This window comes from Candidatus Zixiibacteriota bacterium (assembly GCA_021159005.1).
In the GTDB taxonomy this organism is placed as follows: Bacteria; Zixibacteria; MSB-5A5; order UBA10806; family 4484-95; genus JAGGSN01.
In genome coordinates this window covers 1-15,890 of record JAGGSN010000078.1, presented here as the reverse complement: position 1 = coordinate 15,890, position 15,890 = coordinate 1, and the positions used below count along the sequence as shown (strand labels likewise).

Here is a 15,890-nt window from a genome sequence, read left to right as displayed (position 1 = left end):
AATCCATTGTGAATTTATTCTATATGTTGTTTGGATGATTTTAACCATTTTTCCAATCTCGATTTTTCTTTTGCTATAAATGGCTTACTGCCCGGACCGGCATATTTAATAGAGACAGATTTATTTCTTGAACCGGAATTGCCGCTATTTCTCGAATTCTGGTAATAATCGGTAATCGTTGATATATCTTTGCCATACTGGGCGGCTTTTTTATAAATTTCGAGATTGCTCTCAAGTACCTTGTTGAATTTTTCAGTATCCTCAAGTTTAATACTTTTTAGACGTTTAGCGGTATCTCCTTTGATTTTCTCAAGCATAAAATCAGATTTAGCCATTATGTGACTGCCTGCAAAGGCTATAAGAATAACAATAAAGTCGATGGCTATTGCCAGCATAAGCGATAAGAATGCCAGTCTATCCATGTGAAACAAGTCGTTAATTACCAGCATTAAAGCCTGTTGAGTATTAGCGGGCTTTTCGGTATAAACGCTGATTGAAGGCGGCGTTGAAATTCCATGAAGCCCTTCGTCATAATTTATAATGCTAACAACGCTTATGGGGAGATTTACATAAGCCTTATTAACGATATTATATTGATCGGTTACTGTCATATGTGTTGTCAGGCTTAATGTAAGAGAATCAAGTAAATAGATATAGCTCTCGATGTATTTAAGATTGGTTTCTGATTGACTTTGCCTGCTTTCGAGATAATTGATTATTATACCCCGGCCTTTCCCTTGACGATAATCTGTGCCGGTTGATTGTTTCCATGATTCAACTGTCAACCTGGCGCCATCAATGATTGACTGCAGAAACTTATCCTGACTGCCCTCATCAATGATTGTTGACCAACCTTTTTCTTCTTCCATATTGATTAAGCTGTTAAGGCGATTACATTGATAGCGGGCTTTGATAGCGGCGTTTTTAGTAATTGAGGCATATTCTGATAATACTGGTCTGACCGCTTCATAATAGGCGCTTCGGGCTTCACGGGGTCTGGTGTTGGCTTTCAGATTTGTATCGAAGTTTGCATAGGAAAAGAAAATGGAAAAAATCGCCGCCACCGAGAAAGCTATGACATAATTTTTGCGGTCTTCCTTGATTTTTATCAGATTCCAAGCAATTCCCAACATCGCTGTTTGAATGCCCAAGGAACCAAGCAAGGCTAATTCCCATGATAGTATTATGCATAAGCCTTTAAAGGTTGTGAAAAACGAAAGAATCGATATAAAAAGCGTGCCTACATATATCTTTGTTGTTGTTAATCTTCCTACGTTTGATGATAGCATTAATCCTCCTGTGGTGGGATTTCTTTTTTAAGATGATTAAATTGTAATATATATTTATTCGGCTAAAAAATATATTGATTAAGGTTAAGGGTTTCATTTTGAAAACAATTGAATTGTTTTGTATTTTTGCTATTAAATAATGGCAGGAATTCTGCATAAAATATAAGGTGTTATATAAACTTAGATTTTGCAGCCATGCCCGCCGGCAGGCAGGTTGGAATTTTATAATAGCAGTGATTATCATTTAAGGCATTGTGATTAATCAATGTCATTACACATTTTGGTAAAAAATAACCTCACAGAAAAAAAACATATAAGATAATTGTTTTATTATTTTTACAACTGTCAACACACCCCTAAATTCTCTCTCAAGAGGGGGGGCTTTGATAACATCCCGCAAATGAGGGTTGACATGGAACCCTAAATCCCTCGCCAATTACGGGGGACTTTTAAATTGCATAATCATATATCGTGTTGACGCAGATATTATTCCCCTCTTGAGAGAGATTAAAGTGGTTGGAGTACGTCCTCGTACGCCAACATTTTTTATTCCCCTCTTGAGAGGGGGTCAGGGGTGTGTTCTTAACGCTATATGTTCACATAATTCCGGACAGTAGTGATTTTAATTCGTTGATAATTACAGCAGTATTAGTGTTCTAAAAACCCTTTGACCCAAACCGCCGCATTAATCAATATCAACACTGCGCCCTTAAGACGACTGATTTTTCTGTTCGTTCTAATAAATATAACTACTAAGACCATAAAAGCCAGCAGCCAGATTAGATGGCTGAAAGCATCTTGGTCTATAGTCATCGGACGAAGAATCGCCGCCAGACCAAGTACGCCAAAGAGATTGAATAGATTGCTGCCTATTAAATTGCCTATGGATAAGCCGTAATTGCCGCGAATAACAGCCGCCAAAGATGTAGCCAGTTCCGGAAGAGATGTTCCCAAGGCGACAATCGTCTCGCCAATCATCCATTCGGATATGCCAATCTGACGAGCAAGCACAACAGCGGCTTCAACGAGATAATTGCTGCTGACAAGAATAATGACCAAACCGCCGATAAGTTTGATCACATCCAAGTATTTAAATTCACCTTCCGGTATCTTTTCCTGGTTTGCCGAACTACTGAAAAACATATAAAGTATGTAGGCAATCAACAAGGCCAAAAATAAAAATCCCTCCCAGCGAGCCATTTTAAAATCGGCCATCAGCATTATAAAAAGCAATGTCCCGCCTATTAATATTGCTCCCTCGCGGCGAGCTTTTACCTGTGTCGTTGGGATAGCGCGAAATAAAGCAACTGACCCCAGCACAAGGCCGAGATTTAAGAAATTTGAGCCGACAACATTGCTAACTGATATATCCCCCTGACCTTTGATTGCCGCTATTGCAGTAACCGCGAATTCCGGTGCCGAGGTGCCAAAAGCGATAACTGTCAATCCTATAGCCAGATTGGAAATGCCCAGCTTGCGAGCAATATTTGTGGAGCCATCAACAACAAGATTGGCACTCCACCATAAACCAACACCGCAAACTGCTATTATCAGCAGGTTTAAAAAAACATTTATCATAGTATTATTATGGTATACTGAAAATAATTACGTTTTGCAATTAATTAATTGTTTGAGAGATTATTAAAATCATCCGCATCTTTTTTATTGAGAACCTTGCGGAAAAATTTCTTACGTTTTGCTTTCTTCTTAGCTTTTAATTCTTTCTTTTCAGCTTTGTATTTCTTTTTTATCTCTTTTTCTTTTATTTTAGCTTCCGCATCATAATTTTCTATCGTTAAGATAAAACTTTCCATACTGTGGCGTTTTTCCATCAATTTTTGAAACTTTAAATAATCTTCATGTCTCAACCCGAAAAAAGCCTGCAAAAAGGGAGCTAACGCCCAAGCGGCCGGTTCAGCGACTAACATCGCCTGCGAACCGATCCAGTTTAGCGGTTTAGACATTTCAAAGAACATGATTGCCGGTACGGTCAAGCCTTTCTTGACAATCCATTCAGCAAAATTGTTTAATAATTCCTGCTCATCGGGAGTGGGTTTAGTGTTATCGTCCGGTTTTTTTCCACCCGGCGCATCAAAAAATTGCTTATGACTCATTTTCTCTTTCCTCAAAAATCTTTTTTACAAATGAGTCAACTTCTTCTTTATTATTATGATACCGCACGTATAAACCACGGAAATTCTCTAATCGCGATGGTGAAAGAAAGGGTGATAACAGCACTCCGTTTTTATCAGAATAAAATGAACGAAAAACCTTCAAGTCTTTCTCAATTTTTGTTAATAGATATTTCACTTTCACTTTGTCTTTGGATATCTCATATCTGGTAGGGAAGAAATAGGTTGATAAAGTTCCTATAAATATCAAGCCAGCCAATACGACCATTGCTATAGAACTGGTTATAACATAAACCATCACAAACACGGCATGCATAAATATAAGCGTTAATACCGTTGCTTTTTTTCTTCTCTTAGCGGGATGCGATATCCAAGTAAGCGTTTCCATTTTCTCTCAGCAGGCTATTTATTCATTTTTAGCTTCCGGCGCGCCATGAAAATGAGATTTGCGCACGTTGTCCATTGTTTTTTCAAGTTCTTTGGCATCGATAACTTTCTTTTCCACCAAAAGCATAACCAATGCCTCTAAAGCAAATTTGTTCGACAGGGTCAATTCCTTAAAAGTAATTGTCCGTTTTTTCTCGCCGGAAACTACCACTAAGGCTATGTCCTCATTAAAAGATAGGTGCAAATGATGACCCTCAACAGTAGCCGTAACCGCTAATCCCGGAGGAATAGCCTCATCAGGAATCTGAATATTCTTATTTAGAGCCAGTTCTCTTTTTTCTTTGTTTACAGTACCTGTAATTGCAATTTGTTTGTCTGAATCAGCCATTTTAATCCTTTCATCTTATATTAATATTTAAATTACCGGAACGAAATCCCCCAAGGTCAATCGCAATATAATCGAAGCCAAGTTTTTTCAATTCGCTGTTAATTTTATTCCTCAAGCCGTTTTTTAATATCAAGTTAAAATCATCAATCTCCAGCCGGGCGATTTGGCCGTGATGGCGCACCCGAAATTGTTTGAAGCCGAGTTCTCGTAAATACTTTTCGGCAGCGGCAATCTGCTCTAATTTTTCAGGCGTTACCGGCGAATTATAAGGTATCCTTGATGACAAGCATGGCATGGATGGTTTATCCCAGTTTGGCAAGCCAAGTTTCTTTGCCAGTGTACGAATATCATCTTTATTTATGCCGGCTTCGGCAAATGGCGACCGCACTTGAAGCTCTTTTCCAGCGCGCCTTCCAGGACGATAATCATTCAAATCGGAGGCGTTTGAACCATCGACTATATGTTTCGCGCCGACTTCTTTGGCATATTCAGCCAGCTTGCCGAATAGTTCTTGCTTGCAGAAATAACATCTGTTTTCAGGATTAGCGGCATAGTCCGGGTTATCGAGTTCATCCGTTGCAATTAATTTAAAATGACCTTCCGGCAGGTTTAACTCGTCTGCTATTTTCCTGCAGTATTCCAATTCTTCTGCCGGTATCGATTTCGAATCGCCGGTTGCCGCCCAAACATTTTCGGGACCAAGGCAATCGATGCAAAATTTAGTTATCAGCGTTGAGTCAACTCCGCCGGATAATCCAATTACTGCCGAGTCTAATTCTTTAATAATCTCAGTTAACTTATTTTCTTTTTTACTATTCATTTAATCTGAACAATATCCTCATCCATAATTTGATAGATGCTGACTGCGTTATTGGCGTTGTTCGATGATTTAAAATTGATGATGCAACTGGCGCCATTATAATTTTTCAGCGAGCTTAGGAAATCATTAACGCCTTCAGGAGTATATGCTCCGCCCTGAATGGCAAGTTTGATTAAATTAGCCGCATCATAAGCAAGAGCGGAAACTCGGCCTGGTTCCCGATTATATTTCTGATAATACATTATATAAAACTTATCCCAAGCGCTTCCCTCCGAACCCGGATGGTAATCAGTGGCGAAAACAGCGCCCTCGATGTAGCGATCGATTTTATTCATAAGTGCTTTTGAATCCCATCCATCGAGGCCAAAATATTTTGTTGAGATAACATGATACCTTATTTGAGGAACCAGCAATGAGAGTTCTTCGGCATAACCCGGTAGGAACAACCCGCCAAGATATACCCGCCAGTCATCCTGTTCAAGCCATTCTTCCTTATCGAGATCGTAATACTCGGTTGAGTCAATTTCTTCCATAGCAAGCTGTTCTTCGGTTTTCATCAATAATATTTCACGCAGCGGCTTAATCTGATTGGAATAATCGGTTTGGCCGATTTCATAAAAAGTATTTGATAAAACTTCCCCGCCGAGTTGATACACTTTCTGCGAGAATGCTTTTGAAACCTGACGACCGGTAAAATCGCCGGGTGCAATAATGCCAAAGTTTTTGATGCCTAAATCCTTCATTGCATATTCAGCTAAAGCAGCAGCAATAATTTCTGCGGATGGTGAAATCTGATAGATATTATTGCCGAGTTCGGTTATTCCCTTTTCGGAGGCAGTAGGAGTAATAAGCGGAATGCCGCTATAACCAGCTACAATAGCGGCGCCAACCGCTGATTCCGACCGCAAAGGACCAATTATTGCCACCGGTTCTTCCTGTATTAATGTTTTAACGGCTTTAGTTGCATAAACCGGCGAACCATAAGTGTCAATAACCATTAATTCTATTTTTTTATTGCCTATACTAAGCGCATTATCAAATACAAGTTTTACGCCTTCCACAAGGTTTAAACCGTAATCGGCATAAGAACCTGTTAACGGTGCTAATACTCCTACTGTAATTTTGGCGTTTGCTTTGTCAACGGCTTCGGTATAAAGCTTATTGACCTTATCAATATAGCTGCCTTTGGGATAATTATCTATATACTTTTTGAAAACCCTAACAGCTCGTTTATATCTTGCCTCATCGCAATGCCTTTTACCGAGATAAAAGACTATCTCATCAGCCAGTTCTGCCTGCGGATAATTATCGACCAGCGATTCGATATCGCTTATGCTAAGCTCCTTTTCAAGCATCGGCTTAAGATTGTTGGCGGCGATAATGCCGGCTTTCGATTTATGGTTTATATCATTAGCCTTAAGATATTTTATAGCGCTTGAAAGCAAATTATTTTCTCGATAGGCGATATGCCCAAGATATAGGTAGGCGGCTCCAATATATGATGAGGATGGATATTCATTTATAAATCTCTGAAATTCACGGCGGGCTTTTTCATATTCTCTGTTTTTGTAAAGTGATTTTGCCGCCATAAAGGTAAATATCGTATGATGACCATCGAGAATATAAAATTCTGCTAAATCCTTAAACTGCTTGTATGATTCATTATATCTTCCCAGGCTGTAAGTATAAAGAGCCTGTTTCAATCCCTCATAGGGAGATTCCGGCTGTATCTGTGAATAGGCAACAGAGACAATGACCAGAAATATTAGTATTATTTTTCTCAATTATGATACCCTCAACAATGATTCTTTACCTATTATAAAATAACATTAACTAACAATTGCGGTCATTTCTCCCGATAGATAATTATCATAGCTTATATTTTCCAAAATCTTCGGGGTTTATTCGCCGCAATCTTTCACGCAGCGACTCTTGGTTGGGGATACCCGTGATTTTTTCATCTTTAAGGTGAAACAGTTCTTTGTTAACATAAATTGGCGATTTGGATTTAAGAGCTAAGGCAATCGAGTCGGAGGGGCGAGCATCTATCTCAATTGTAGCGCCATTGGATTTTATGAAAATTTTGGCGTAGAATGTTTGGTCTTTTAATTCGGTTATAGCGATTTTATTGATTTCTCCTGACATGCTTTTAATAACCTCATACAGCAGATCATGCGTCAATGGTCTTTTGGAAACCACTCCGGACAACTCCATCCCGATAGCCCATGCCTCATAGTGGCCAATCCATATCGGCAGAATTTTTCCCGAATCTGTTGGGCTGAGTGTTATTACAGGCGAATTAGTAGTTATATCAAGCGCTAATCCGCCAATTTTCGCTTCAATTAATTCCATAAGACACCATTTCTTTTAAGAGTACTTAATGTTATTCTTAAAAATAATGATTAATCACAAGTATTTTCAAGGTATTATCGTTTACTCTTTAAATATTTATCAATTCTCTTTTTTAACCACCCATAATTTTACATTAGCAATGACATCTTTTTCAAGCTTTACTTGTATTGTATAGACACCTAAAGCTTTAATCGGCTCATCAAGAATAATCAACCGCTTGTCAATTTCGAAACCCTGCACTTTAAGCAGACTGGAAATTGTCGATACAGTAACCGAACCGAATACTTTATCGCCTTCGCCAACATTAACATCAGCAGTAATTGATATTTTTTCCAGTTTGTCTTTAATTTTCTCGGCGCCTTTTTTCTTTTTACTATCACGAAACCCTTTTTGTTTTTTAATTTCTTCAATTGATTTCAGGTTTCCGGTTGTAGCCATAATAGCCAAGTTTTGGGGAATAAGGTAATTACGGGCATAACCGCCTTTAACCTCAATAACCTCGCCGCATTCGCCAATATCTTTAATATCATCTTTGAGTATTATTTTCATTATCTTGCTCCTTATTTAAAATTAAGATTTATTCTCCACTTGCGAAATTTTTCTAAAATCGAAACGGCTGTCTATAACGCTCAAAATAGCCAGCGCCGGTATTACTACCACTATCCCAACCATAACCAGCAAATATACTATTAACCTTACTGCCGTCGGAACCCTCATTCTTTTGAAATAAAAATCAATTAAGCATATTCCTAAAAATGCATACAGATGAATCATGAACACGAGCGCGTTTTCGCCGATTACTCCAAACCAAGGACCGCCCAATAATACAAACAGCAAGGAAATGCCCAACGGGATTAACAAGAGTTCGCTCGGCTTCCATAAATAAAGCGGCTTAAATCTTGGTAGAATTGCGCCAAAATATTTGCTTGTTTCCATTGCCCCAAGATAGGCAAATACCACAATACTCATGGACATGGTAAATAAAATTCCGGGCGCAAGCCGAAATGCCCACGTTACTGTTGTCTCAATCGATGAATACATCAGTTTGAGCTGCGAGCCGCCAAGCCCTAAAACGGCGGCATTTTCATCAATCATCCCTTTCATCTCGGTAATCATCAATGGCCCTTGCGATATAAGCTCGGGATAATATAGAACCAGAATTATTAAGGGGAATAAAAACGGCAGCATCCCCCAAAATATCACTGAATAGGCAGGACTGAATATTCTTGATTTATATCCCATAAGATACCCCGGAATTAAAACCATCAGCGCTAATATTAGCGTTAACATTTCACCATAAAAAATGAAGCAGACCATGCCTGAAATAAGGCCGGCCAACGCTGCATAATTATAACCAAACCGAACAGTGAGAGTAATTAATGCCGCCAAAGCGATAATAAAGAAAATCACATTAAGCATTACAATGCCGGAGAATAATCCGGCGCATATAATTGACAGAATTAGCAGCGATAACTTCGTCCTATCGGCTTGCTGCCAGCTATTATTTATTTGAGCGCGCTCTTCCACATTTAACGAATCTCTTTCGATGTGTACGGCAGCAAACCCATCGTCCGACCGCGCTTAATAGCCGTAGAAAGCCAACGCTGATGCTTGGGACAAACGCCGGTTACCCGACCGGGAACGATTTTACCGCGATCGGTTATGTATTTATTTAATATCCTATCATCGCGATAGTCTATTCTTTTAACGTTGTTTTCGCAAAATCGACAAACTTTACGTTTTCTTCTTCTTTCCACTATGTTAATCCTCCATTATATTTAACGTTCTGAATAATCATATTTAATCAAGTTTAATTTGTTAAGCGAAATCACATATTAGAATATGGTTATCCTATACACTTTCTTTGCTTTCTTTGCTTTCTTCGCTTTCTCCGCTTTCCCCGCTTTCTCCGGCAACTTCAGGGACTTCTTCTAACTTCTCTTCTTCCTTTACAGGCGGTTTATACTCTGATGGTTTCAAGACTATAGTCATATTTCTCAGAATATTCTCATTGTGCTTCATGCTTTTTTCGAGTTGTTTTGGGATGGTCGGAACGCCTTCGTAATAGATTGTAATGTAATTACCCTGACGTTGTTTACTAATCTCGAAAGTCATTTTTTTAACACCGAGATGCTGAATTTCAAAGATATTACCATCTAAAGCTTTAATCTGATCGGTCAACCCCTTTATCTCGGCATCGGCCGCATTCTCATCTAAGGTTGTAGTAAGGATAAAGGTAAGCTCGTAAATCTTCATTTAAACTCCTTCTGGACTCTCTGACTCCTTAATAGGAGTAAGGAGACGGGAAATATTAGTGTTTTATTCCTCGGCAACAGTAATTGTCGCCGAATTACTCAATAGATTCTCAGCTGCCAATTTTATTATAAAATTGACAACAACCGGAATCACCTTATCAACGATTTCAAATTCATTTCGGGTGAAATCCTCAAGAACATATTCCTCAAGCGGCTTATTTGATGGATTAGCTCCTATACCCACCCTTAAACGAGGGAATTTTGGGGTTTGCAGCCAATCAATAATCGATGCTAAGCCATTATGGCCGCCATCAGAACCGCTGGCGCGATAACGTATCTTCCCTAACGGAAGATTGCAGTCATCGGAAACAACCAGTAGGTTTTGTCCTGATAAACCGAAATAACGGCATATTTTATCTGCCGCCCTGCCGGTGTTGTTCATATAAGTCGTCGACTTGCATAAAATCAAATCGCCTGACTTAAGCGGTATCCGGCAGAAAAGAAATGGACCATCGCCCTTAATGAATTCTTCTTTTTTCAAAAAAACAAGCCGGTCAACAATCATATAGCCAAGATTATGCCTGTTATCAGCATACTGTCGACCGGGGTTGCCCAACCCCAAAACTGCCTTTATTTCTGCTGTCGGGGTATTGTCAACCATCACAACCGGTAAAAATTATAAATATTATCAATCATGTCAAGTTAAATCGGTTGTCTCGACAATATAATCTTTCATTGTCATGCTGTCGGGTGCGAGTACCTGATAACACCTAAATCCAGATTTTGCAGTCATGCCCGCCGGCAGGCAGGTTGGGATTTTACTAAAATAGCAATTATCATGTAAGGCATGCTATGAATTGGTGTTATTCTCAGGTTACCAAGCGGCGCTTGGTAATCAGAGGAATTCGAGATAATTTATTAATACATTTATGCTTCTCTACAAAGTCTGGGTTAAAATCTTCGGAAATGATGATAGCATTTATAGCGAAATGGCTGTATTATTTGCTAAAATCCTTATCGATGCCAAGAGCTTTCATTTTTTTATAGAGATGACTTCGTTCCAACCCCAGGGTTCTTGCCGCTCTGGCTATATTTCCGCCAGCGCCGTTTATTGTTTCGATAATATAAGCTTTTTCAAACTCTATAACGGATTCTTTTAAGCTCGACCCAAAAGTAAACCCCTGTCGTGATGAGGCTTGCAGAACCTTTTCGATTTGTTCAGCCTCAATGGGGCTACTTTCGGTCATTATCAATATCCGCTCGATGTAATTTTTCAACTCCCTGATATTGCCGGGATAGTTTAAGCTTTCAAGATAAGTGATTCCCGATTTTGAAATGCGGCGCCGTTTTTTATTCGACTTCATGGCATATTGCCCGCAGAAATGGTCTGCTAATATTTTAATATCATCGCTTCTTTCCCGAAGCGAGGGGACTTGAATAGGCAAAACATTTAATCTGTATGACAAATCCTCCCTGAATTTGCCAGCTTTTATTTCCTCGTTGATGCCTTTATTAGAGGCGGCTACAACTCGGGCGTCAATAATGTATTCCTGTTTACCGCCAAGCGGCGTTACTTTTTTATCCTCCAAGACCCGCAACAACTTAGCTTGAAGCGAGGGGGAGGCATCGACTATCTCATCAAGGAATATAACGCCCTTGTTTGCGCGACGGAAATGACCCGGGTAGGCACGCGCCGCTCCGGTGAAAGCACCTTTCTCATAGCCAAAAAGCTCTGCCTCAGCCAGTTCGGTAGGCAAGGCGGCGCAATTTACCGCTATAAACGGACCCTTCTTTCGGGGAGAGTGCTGATGAAGAAGACGAGCGACTAATTCTTTGCCCGTGCCGCTTTCGCCGGAAATGAACACGGGAGCATCCTCCGGGGCATATTTTATTATCGTTTTGCGCAGCTCATTAATCGACTTTGATTCGCCAATCAGCCTGTATTCGCTATCGAGTTGATTAAGAAGATCATCGCGCTGTTTTTTCAGCGAGATATAGTCCTCGATATTTTGAAGTATTACCTCAAGCCTGTCTAAAGACAGCGGTTTTTCAAGAAAATCGTAAGCGCCCTGTTTTACTGCGGAAACAGCGGTAGCAATGGTAGAATGACCGGAAATCATTACTGCCGCTAAATCAGGGAATTTTTTCTTCAAGGCTGTTAATAAATCGACTCCATCGCCATCGCTTAACCAGACATCCAGAATAGCAACATCAATAGTGTTATCGCAGCGGCTTAACCCCTCGACAAAACCAGAGGCCGTATCAACATCATAGCCGGATCGCCGCAGCGCGCCGCCGACAGACTCGAGTATATTTTTTTCATCATCAACTAAGAGTATTTTCATAATCATGTTTTAACGGCAATTTCAATTTGATTACGGTTCCTACCCCAACTTCATCATCAATCTCTATTGAGCCGTTATGTTCGCTTAGTATTTTCTTTGTTATAACCAAACCCAAGCCGCTGCCATCGGTTTTAGTTGTAAAATACGGTGAAAAAAGATTTTTCTTCGCCTGCGCCGAAAATCCTGAACCGTTATCGGTTACCATAACTACTGCAAAACTATTTTCAATGTAAGTTTTTAACTCGACTTGTCCGGTTTCTGCCGTTGCCTCAAGCGCATTTTTCAGCACATTATGAACAGCCCGTTTAATCTGATCTCTATCAATATCCATCATCAATTTTTCAGCGCTGAAATCAAGTGTCAACCTGTTAATTTCGATTTCATTAGTATATAAAGTAGCCAACGATGACATAATATCGTTTAAATTTTCACGGCTTAACTGCGGGGCTGGAAAACGCGCAAATTCAGAAAACTCTTTAACGATACGCGCCAGTGATGATACCTCTTCTAAAATCGTATGGCATGATTTTTCAATAATCTGAGGGAAGTCATTATCGTTTCTATCATAAGCTCTTTTTAAATCCTGAATTGATACTTGAATAGGAGTCAGGGGATTTTTAATCTCATGAGCCACTTTCTGCGCCATCTGTGTGAAAGCCGTCATTCTTTCGGAATCAATCAGCTTCTTATGATAGTCTTTTAAATCGGAAGCCATCGAGTTAAAGTTTTTAATCAAATCGCCTATTTCATCTTTTCGTTTTGAATGAATATCAACATCGAAGTTGCCGGTCGCGAGTTCATTCGTCATCGCCGCCAGTTCAGCTATAGGTTTGGATATCCTGTGAGCAAAACCCCAGGCTATTACAAGGGCTAAAATTAATCCGCCGACAGCAAAGAGAATAAATATAAGAGAAACATTATCAAATGCTGCTTGCAGGTCGTAGGTATCGATAGCAATCATTAAGTCAGCTATCTTTTCATCTGAAAAATCAGTAAGCGGGAAAACGCCGCATTTATAGGGAACACTGCCCAAGTTCAAAGAGGAGATTTTACTGCTGGAGGTATCTATGGGCATTCTATCAAAATCGCCTGAGATTGTGCTCTCGCTGATGATTCCATTTCTGTACAAAATTAATTCTGCTCCTGAAAGCGATTTTATATCCTGCAAATAGCTGTCATCGATAATAATGCCGCCTATAACTACGCCGATAACCCTGTTTTTAAACCAGGCGGCTGAGGCGGCCAGCATCATCATATAAGGCTCGCCCTTTATTTCTCGAATGCCCAGCGAATGAACCTGCTGGCCGGATAACGCCTCGGAAATAATCTGGTCATCCTGAAGCGATATGCCGAATATCGTCGGCTCATGTCCCTGCGCTAATGCTTTCCCCTGAGGGTCAACAACGATTAAATAGTCGAGGTTTAACAGACGCATATTATTAACCGTTGATTTTATCAGGGCTGACTGGTCGATTATGCCTATCTCGTCGGTTAACAATAGCGTGCGTTTAAGGTCATCGCTGGCTGTTAAAGACTGCACCTGAGATAAAATATCCGTACCGGTTCTATCATAGAACCCGACTACGCCGCTTATTACCGATGTCAGGCGTTGTCTGGCAAGGTTTATCTGTTGGTCGGCGGCTATAAAATGCAGCATTACAATCACTGCTGCAAAAGGCAGCGCTGAGGCGATTAACAAAAGCAGGAATATTTTTTTTCTCATAGTTATTTACCCGATTGGAAATGAGCGTTGCGGATATTAACAAAGCCTCTGAAATCCGGCTCGAAACCGGCTAAATCCCGCCGGAATGCCGCTGTCATAATTGGATTGTATAAAATAATAAGCGGCGGCTGATTTATTATTAATTGTTCGGATTCCAAATAAATTTCATCTCTTGTGTACGCATCATCGATTTGACGGACGCCATCAAGGTATCTTTGAAGTTGAGCATTCTCATAGTTGAAATAATTGGTCTGACCATTTAACCGCTCGCTAAAAAGCGGATAGAAAAAGGCGTCAGGGTCTGATACTGGCAGGTAATATCTGAATAAAAACATATCCATCGTACTGAGCGCAACCGACCGTTCGAGGTCTCTGCTGTCTGCTTTCCGAACCGCAATTTTTAAACCTGTATGCCGCAGTTGAGCGGCGATATAATCTGCCACAGAGCTTAACACCGGATCGAGACTATCATACACGAGATTCAGCTTGTTCGGCAGGTTGTCTATTGCCTCAATCATTAATTTTGCATCCGATGGCGAAAAATAATATTCTGTTTGATTAGATGACTCCAAATTCAAGGTTGGCGGAATAATTCCATTCGGCTTCTGAGCGGAATTGCCAAGCAGGACACGGATTATGCTTTCTCTATCAAACAAATATTGCAGAGCTTTCGATAGTTCGAAGTTTTTTTGATAGCTGTGTTTGCAATTAAAGCCAAGAATCACTGATGAATTGGTATAATAGCGGCGCGCTGAATAATCGCCGCTGGTAAGAAGGTCTCTGTTTTCTTGCGAATCGAAAAAGATTATATCAAGTTTGCCAAGTTCGAAATCAAGAGCCGCCTCTTCGCGGTTCTTATATCTACAAAAAATGATGCTGTCCAATACCGGCGGCGATTCAAAATAGTTTTTATTAGCGGCAAGTTTTATGGTTTTATCATTGAGGCTGGCAATCATGTAGGGACCGGTACCGATTGGCAAAGGCAAGTTTTGAGGATTATCGATATTCGGAATAATATAGCCTGCCGGTCCGGAAAGATATTTCAAAAACTGCACAAAGGCATCGTTTGTAGTAATTGCAATAGTGTGCCTGTTGGGAATAAATACTCCCAGCAATTCATTCTTATTGCCGAAATGAACCTGCTTGTAGCCATCAACCTCAAGAATAAATGATGATGCGGGCGTAACTTTATCCGCCTTGGCTAAACGCATAAGCGAATAAGCAACATCCATGGCATCCAGCGGCTTGCCCGAATGAAATTTTACATCCGGGTTTAAATAAAACGTATATGTATTGCCATGAATCTCCCATGAATGAGCCAGGCCAGGCACAATTTTCCCTTTGCTGTCGAGTCTGACCAATCCATCATAGATTAGACAAGCCGCCGCCTGTTCATCCGGAGTGATTATCTGTGATGGCTGCAAATTAAGCTTCTGATAAAACGGCACATGCAAAACGCCGCCTTTGTGTATTGAGGGCTTTACAAGATAAATTTTCACTTCGAGGGGATCGACATAACTATAGCGAATAAAGGACATAGAATCGATGCGCGCGCAACAGATGTCATTACTAACCCAGGAAATAATGCCGCTGCCATATTTCTGACCGACATACAAGATATCGAATTTATGCCCAATCTCGACGCCATCGCTTTGGCCCTTATCGATATAGACACACTTATTTTTTTTAAGGATAATTTCGCCTAACACATAGTCATTTGTGTCAGCCAGAAGGATTGGTGATGAAAGGCAGTATATTATCAATAGTAATAACAGTCGTCGCAATATTTTTCTCCTTGTGGGAAGTATATACCAATTAATTGTTCTCGTCAAGAAATTCAATCCTGCAATGGCTTTTACCACATTATTTGCACTTGGTTCATAAAAACATCCATTTTATTGATTTTACTGCTGTCCGGCCTTTTTTATAGAGTTCTTAAAATAATACCCAACAATCGAAACTTGCTTATTTCATAACCCATAGAGCAGCGGGATGTTGGGCGGCTCCGATAAACATCGGCGCTTCATCTTTTATTTTGTTAAATATTTCGAGATAAGATTTTAGTAATTGATTTTAATTTGATGATTACCCATTTGCGTCATTCCCCCGCGGCGGCGGACGGGGCTATTTGTTAAGCCAATGGCGGATAGTAAAAATACCGTGCCCCGTGTCCGCAGACAGGCGGGCGCCGGCAGGCAG

General features: G+C 40.2%; 16 protein-coding genes. All 16 read right to left on the bottom strand.

Annotated elements, in window-relative coordinates; genetic code table 11:
- Positions 1-14 precede the first annotated feature (14 nt).
- The 16 genes from J7K40_05100 to J7K40_05025 all read right to left on the bottom strand — a co-directional run bounded on the left by J7K40_05100 (position 15) and on the right by J7K40_05025 (position 15,475).
- Positions 15-1,289, bottom strand: a complete 1,275-nt coding sequence (locus J7K40_05100; protein ID MCD6161774.1) for a hypothetical protein — start codon at positions 1,287-1,289, stop codon at positions 15-17.
- Between the two features lie 648 nt (positions 1,290-1,937).
- Positions 1,938-2,867: a calcium/sodium antiporter gene (locus tag J7K40_05095; protein MCD6161773.1), complete on the bottom strand. Its 930-nt coding sequence runs from the start codon at positions 2,865-2,867 to the stop codon at positions 1,938-1,940.
- Positions 2,868-2,911: 44 nt separating this feature from the next.
- Positions 2,912-3,403, bottom strand: a complete 492-nt coding sequence (locus tag J7K40_05090; protein MCD6161772.1) for a hypothetical protein — start codon at positions 3,401-3,403, stop codon at positions 2,912-2,914.
- Positions 3,393-3,809 carry a hypothetical protein gene (locus tag J7K40_05085; GenBank protein MCD6161771.1) on the bottom strand — a complete coding sequence of 139 codons (417 nt, stop codon included), beginning with the start codon at positions 3,807-3,809 and terminating at the stop codon, positions 3,393-3,395. The genes J7K40_05090 and J7K40_05085 overlap by 11 nt, the downstream gene beginning before the upstream one ends.
- An 18-nt stretch (positions 3,810-3,827) precedes the next feature.
- Positions 3,828-4,196 carry a hypothetical protein gene (locus tag J7K40_05080; GenBank protein ID MCD6161770.1) on the bottom strand — a complete coding sequence of 123 codons (369 nt, stop codon included), beginning with the start codon at positions 4,194-4,196 and terminating at the stop codon, positions 3,828-3,830.
- Positions 4,197-4,206: 10 nt separating this feature from the next.
- Positions 4,207-5,016 carry an ATP-dependent sacrificial sulfur transferase LarE gene (gene larE / locus J7K40_05075; protein ID MCD6161769.1) on the bottom strand — a complete coding sequence of 270 codons (810 nt, stop codon included), beginning with the start codon at positions 5,014-5,016 and terminating at the stop codon, positions 4,207-4,209.
- A complete protein-coding gene (locus tag J7K40_05070; GenBank protein MCD6161768.1) occupies positions 5,013-6,800 on the bottom strand; it encodes a penicillin-binding protein activator in 1,788 nt (595 codons plus the stop codon). The genes larE and J7K40_05070 overlap by 4 nt, the downstream gene beginning before the upstream one ends.
- Before the next feature lie 85 nt (positions 6,801-6,885).
- Positions 6,886-7,368, bottom strand: coding sequence for a bifunctional nuclease family protein (locus tag J7K40_05065; GenBank protein ID MCD6161767.1), 483 nt, complete (start codon positions 7,366-7,368; stop codon positions 6,886-6,888).
- 99 nt (positions 7,369-7,467) lie between these two features.
- Complete coding sequence (gene rplI, locus J7K40_05060) at positions 7,468-7,917, bottom strand: 50S ribosomal protein L9 (GenBank protein MCD6161766.1); 450 nt, start codon at positions 7,915-7,917, stop codon at positions 7,468-7,470.
- A gap of 21 nt (positions 7,918-7,938) precedes the next feature.
- Entirely contained in the window at positions 7,939-8,895 is a 957-nt protein-coding gene (locus tag J7K40_05055; GenBank protein MCD6161765.1) for a DUF2232 domain-containing protein, read from the bottom strand.
- Between the two features lie 2 nt (positions 8,896-8,897).
- A complete protein-coding gene (locus J7K40_05050) occupies positions 8,898-9,134 on the bottom strand; it encodes a 30S ribosomal protein S18 (GenBank protein ID MCD6161764.1) in 237 nt (78 codons plus the stop codon).
- An 85-nt stretch (positions 9,135-9,219) separates the two neighbouring features.
- Positions 9,220-9,624: a 30S ribosomal protein S6 gene (rpsF, locus tag J7K40_05045; GenBank protein MCD6161763.1), complete on the bottom strand. Its 405-nt coding sequence runs from the start codon at positions 9,622-9,624 to the stop codon at positions 9,220-9,222.
- Between the two features lie 63 nt (positions 9,625-9,687).
- Positions 9,688-10,287 (bottom strand): aminoacyl-tRNA hydrolase, encoded by a 600-nt coding sequence (locus J7K40_05040; protein ID MCD6161762.1) that lies wholly within the window; start codon positions 10,285-10,287, stop codon positions 9,688-9,690.
- Between the two features lie 334 nt (positions 10,288-10,621).
- On the bottom strand, positions 10,622-11,968 hold the full coding sequence (locus J7K40_05035) for a sigma-54-dependent Fis family transcriptional regulator (protein ID MCD6161761.1): 1,347 nt from the start codon (positions 11,966-11,968) through the stop codon (positions 10,622-10,624).
- Positions 11,949-13,691 (bottom strand): HAMP domain-containing protein, encoded by a 1,743-nt coding sequence (locus tag J7K40_05030; GenBank protein MCD6161760.1) that lies wholly within the window; start codon positions 13,689-13,691, stop codon positions 11,949-11,951. The genes J7K40_05035 and J7K40_05030 overlap by 20 nt, the downstream gene beginning before the upstream one ends.
- A 2-nt stretch (positions 13,692-13,693) precedes the next feature.
- Entirely contained in the window at positions 13,694-15,475 is a 1,782-nt protein-coding gene (locus tag J7K40_05025; GenBank protein MCD6161759.1) for an ABC transporter substrate-binding protein, read from the bottom strand.
- Positions 15,476-15,890 lie beyond the last annotated feature (415 nt).

What these genes read in the sequence shown, in the direction of transcription:
- J7K40_05100 (MCD6161774.1), bottom strand. Translation starts at nt 1,289, where the DNA reads ATGCTATCATCAAACGTAGGAAGATTAACAACAACAAAGATATATGTA.
- J7K40_05095 (MCD6161773.1), bottom strand. Translation starts at nt 2,867, where the DNA reads ATGATAAATGTTTTTTTAAACCTGCTGATAATAGCAGTTTGCGGTGTT.
- J7K40_05090 (MCD6161772.1), bottom strand. Translation starts at nt 3,403, where the DNA reads ATGAGTCATAAGCAATTTTTTGATGCGCCGGGTGGAAAAAAACCGGAC.
- J7K40_05085 (MCD6161771.1), bottom strand. Translation starts at nt 3,809, where the DNA reads ATGGAAACGCTTACTTGGATATCGCATCCCGCTAAGAGAAGAAAAAAA.
- J7K40_05080 (MCD6161770.1), bottom strand. Translation starts at nt 4,196, where the DNA reads ATGGCTGATTCAGACAAACAAATTGCAATTACAGGTACTGTAAACAAA.
- larE (MCD6161769.1), bottom strand. Translation starts at nt 5,016, where the DNA reads ATGAATAGTAAAAAAGAAAATAAGTTAACTGAGATTATTAAAGAATTA.
- J7K40_05065 (MCD6161767.1), bottom strand. Translation starts at nt 7,368, where the DNA reads ATGGAATTAATTGAAGCGAAAATTGGCGGATTAGCGCTTGATATAACT.
- rplI (MCD6161766.1), bottom strand. Translation starts at nt 7,917, where the DNA reads ATGAAAATAATACTCAAAGATGATATTAAAGATATTGGCGAATGCGGC.
- rpsF (MCD6161763.1), bottom strand. Translation starts at nt 9,624, where the DNA reads ATGAAGATTTACGAGCTTACCTTTATCCTTACTACAACCTTAGATGAG.
- J7K40_05035 (MCD6161761.1), bottom strand. Translation starts at nt 11,968, where the DNA reads ATGAAAATACTCTTAGTTGATGATGAAAAAAATATACTCGAGTCTGTC.
- J7K40_05030 (MCD6161760.1), bottom strand. Translation starts at nt 13,691, where the DNA reads ATGAGAAAAAAAATATTCCTGCTTTTGTTAATCGCCTCAGCGCTGCCT.